Raw genomic sequence first — 3,077 nt, 5'->3', positions numbered from 1 at the left:
GATAATTCTGAAACATGTTTTTAATGTAAAGAAGGGTTTTATCAAAATGAAAATTATATTTGCGTAGAATGTTCTTAGAATTGCAAAAGCTGTAATCTTAGAGGATGTTTGATTTGTGAACTTGATTATGGTTTAAATAGTTTACTGCAATGTGTCTACTGTAACTCAAATGAGATTCTCATCGCTGGAAATTGTTAATAATGCCAAAGCAAGTGTCTAACCTGTTTAGATTAGTTAGAAAATTGTTAAACATGCTCATTTCCAAGAGTTAATCCCCCTAATTGTCAATGTTAAGATGGTATTTCATAAATTAATAATTAGGCTATTTTGAATCATCAGGGCAGTGCCAACTCTGCCATCAGAGGTGTATGAAATGTGAACTTGAATGGAAAAACTGTATCACTTGTATGGCTGGTAGGATCAATACTCCAAAATGTGATTGTTCTTCAGATGCAATTTGTGAACAATGTGAAGATGGTTTTTTTCGAGATACAAACTTAACCTGCATTCAGTGTTCTCAGAATTGTACAAGTTGTAACTCTAGTGGATGTTAAATTTGTTAGCCATATTATGGCCTAAATATTTAACTGGAATGTGTCTCTTGTAACTCAAATGAGACTGTTATTACTGGGTAGTGCCAGCAATGCCAAAGTCAATGTCTCTCCTGCCTCTACTAATTAGATAATTGCTTAACATGTCCGTTTCCAAGAGTTAATGCCCCAAATTGTTTATGCTAAGATGGTATTTCCTAAATCAATAGTTAGGTTATTTTGAATTGTCAAATCAATGTGTGCATTGTCACTAACTGTGTGCAACTTGTGTACTCAGTGAAACAAACTGTATTTCCTGCATGCCAAATAGAATGAATGCCCCAAAATGTGATTGTACTTCTGATTAGATTTGTGAGCAATGTCAACAAGGTTTTTATAGAAATACGAATTTAACATGCATAGAGTGTTCCTAGAATTGCAAAAATTGTAACTCTAATGGATGCTAGATTTGTAACGCAAATTATGGCTTAAATAATGCACTGCAATGCATCACCTGCAATTCAAACGAGACTGTCATCGCTGGGTATTGTGAATAATGCGAAAGTCAATGCCTCACTTGCTTCGGATAAGTAGGAAATTGCTTGACATGTTTGTTCCCAAGGGATAATGCCCCAAATTGTTAATGCTAAGATGGTAATTCATAAATCAAGATTTAGGCTATTTTGAATTGTTGGGGCAATGTCATTTTTGTAGCCAACTTTGTGCTACATGCGAGTTTAGTTAGTCAAATTGTATTACGTGTGCACCAACTATAATCAATGCTCCAAAATGTGATTGTTCCTCTAATAATGTTTGTGAATAATGTCAAGTCGGTTTTTACCGAAATTTAAATTTAATGTGCACGGAATGCTCTTAGAATTGCTTAAGCTGTAACTCTAGTGGATGCCTAATTTGTTAGGCAAATTATGGTCTAACTATTCAACTGCAATGTGCCCACTGTAACTCAAATGAGACTGTCATTGCTGGGCATTGTGAATAATGCTAACATTAGTGTCTTTCCTGTTTAAATTAGTTAAACAATTGCTTAACATGTCCGTTTCCAAGAGTTAATGCCCCAAATTGTTTATGCTAAGATGGTAATTCATAAATCAATATTTAGGTTATTTCGAATTGTTAGGGGAATGTTAAGTGTGTAGCCCACTTTGTGCTACTTGTGAACTCATTTAAACGAATTGTATCACTTGTCCGTCTAATAAAATCAATGCCCCTAAGTGTGATTGTTCTTCTGATTAAATTTGTGATCAATGTCAGGTGAGTTTTTATCGAAATTCAAATTTAACCTGCACGGAATGCTCCTAAAATTGCTTAAGCTGTAACCTTTTTGGATGCTAGATTTGCGAGGCTAATTATGGTCTCACTATTGACCTGAAATGTGCCTAATGTAATTTAAATGAGACTGTCATCGCTGGTTATTGTGAATTATGTTAATACCAATGTCTCTCGTGTTTAGGTTGGCTAGATAATTGCTTAACATGTCCTTATCCAAGAGTAAATGCCCCAACTTGCCAATGTTAAGATGGTATTTCATAAATCAATAGTTAGGTTATTTTGAATCATCAAAAGAGTGCTAACACTGTAGTTAACTTTGTGCAACTTGTAAAGTTAGTTAGAATAATTGTATCACTTGTGCAGCGAATAGAATCAATCCACCAAAATGTGACTGCTATGCAAATGCCATTTGTGAGCAATGCCAAGTAGGTTTTTATCGAAATACGAATTTAAAATGCATAGAATGTTCCTAAAATTGCAAAAGCTGTAACTATAGTGGATGCTAGATTTGTGAGGCAAATTATGGTCTAACTGTTGATCTACAATGTGTATACTGTAACTCTAATGAGACTGTCATTGCTGGGTAATGTCAGTAATGCTCAAGTCAGTGTCTCTACTGTTTAGAATAAGTAGATAATTGTTAAACATGTCCTTTTCCAAGAATTAATCCTCCAGATTGTCAATGTTAAAATGGTATTTTCATAAATAAATGATTAGGCTATTATGAATTTTCAGGGCAGTGCTAACATTGCAACAAACTTTGTGCTACTTGTGAGCTTAATAAGAATAATTGTATATCATGTGCAGCAAATAGAATCGATGCTCCAGGATGTGATTGTCCATCTGACGGAATATCTTAAATTGAAAGAGGTATTGTGTGGTGCTAAGGTATTTTTTATTTTATATTTGTAGCTTGTGAATCTGCAATATTAGATATTTACTTTAATGACGATTTAACAAGTTTAATAATAGATTTCGGAACTAATTTATACAGAGATGAATATCTAAATTGTTCATAAATACTTTTAGAAGAAACAGTTAACTTATTAGGTTCAGAACCGACCTGCTACACAAATTTTAACTAGTTGAATGTATTATTAGATTACAATGCTACTATTAACTTAAATGATCTAATTTATTTTAAACATTAAACCAACTTTATTTTTCAGGACTGCTAACTGCCAATTAAATATTTCCTTCACAATTAAGTTGGATTACCGAAAAAATCAATCGCTCCGAAGATTCTGTTTAACTTGA

At 33.3% G+C, this 3,077-nt stretch carries 1 protein-coding gene; it reads left to right on the top strand.

Going from position 1 to position 3,077, the window contains the following annotated elements:
- Positions 1-2,543: 2,543 nt before the first annotated feature.
- Entirely contained in the window at positions 2,544-2,732 is a 189-nt protein-coding gene (locus Megvenef_RS08305; RefSeq protein WP_322777474.1) for a hypothetical protein, read from the top strand.
- Positions 2,733-3,077: the final 345 nt, after the last annotated feature.

This window comes from Candidatus Megaera venefica (assembly GCF_034554655.1).
GTDB lineage: Bacteria > Pseudomonadota > Alphaproteobacteria > Rickettsiales > Rickettsiaceae > Megaera_A > Megaera_A venefica.
Note: the sequence above shows the minus strand (reverse complement) of the source record. Positions and strands in the feature narration are given on the sequence as shown.